Origin of the sequence: Pseudomonas sp. HY13-MNA-CIBAN-0226, from assembly GCF_040310305.1 — a bacterium.
In the GTDB taxonomy this organism is placed as follows: Bacteria; Pseudomonadota; Gammaproteobacteria; order Pseudomonadales; family Pseudomonadaceae; genus Aquipseudomonas; species Aquipseudomonas gregormendelii.
In genome coordinates this window covers 1-285 of the sequence record NZ_JBEOPS010000161.1, presented here as the reverse complement: position 1 = coordinate 285, position 285 = coordinate 1, and the positions used below count along the sequence as shown (strand labels likewise).

Genomic DNA, 285 nt, shown 5'->3' with positions numbered 1-285 from the left:
GCTCTATCCAAAAGCAACCTTGGAAATTGGCCTTCTTTTTTTGTTTTCTAGTGCTGTTATGTGATGGGGCTGATATTGGGATTCTCGCCTTTACCCTGTCAAGTCTCAAGGTAGAGTTTGGATTGACCAATATACAAGCGGGTGCTTTGGGGAGTTGGTCGTTATTTGGCATGGCCATCGGTGGATTTTTCGGTGGTTGGGCCTGTGATCGTTTTGGCCGAGTACGTGTTATCGTGATTGCGACAGCGATGTTCTCTGTGTTATCTGGTTTTAGTGGCTTTGTAC

At 46.0% G+C, this 285-nt stretch carries 1 protein-coding gene; it reads left to right on the top strand.

Features of this window, described 5'->3' with window-relative positions; all coding sequences use genetic code 11:
- Window positions 1-5: 5 nt before the first annotated feature.
- Window positions 6-285: MFS transporter (locus AAEZ05_RS28225; protein WP_350649866.1), on the top strand; the 280-nt coding region annotated here is incomplete at its 3' end.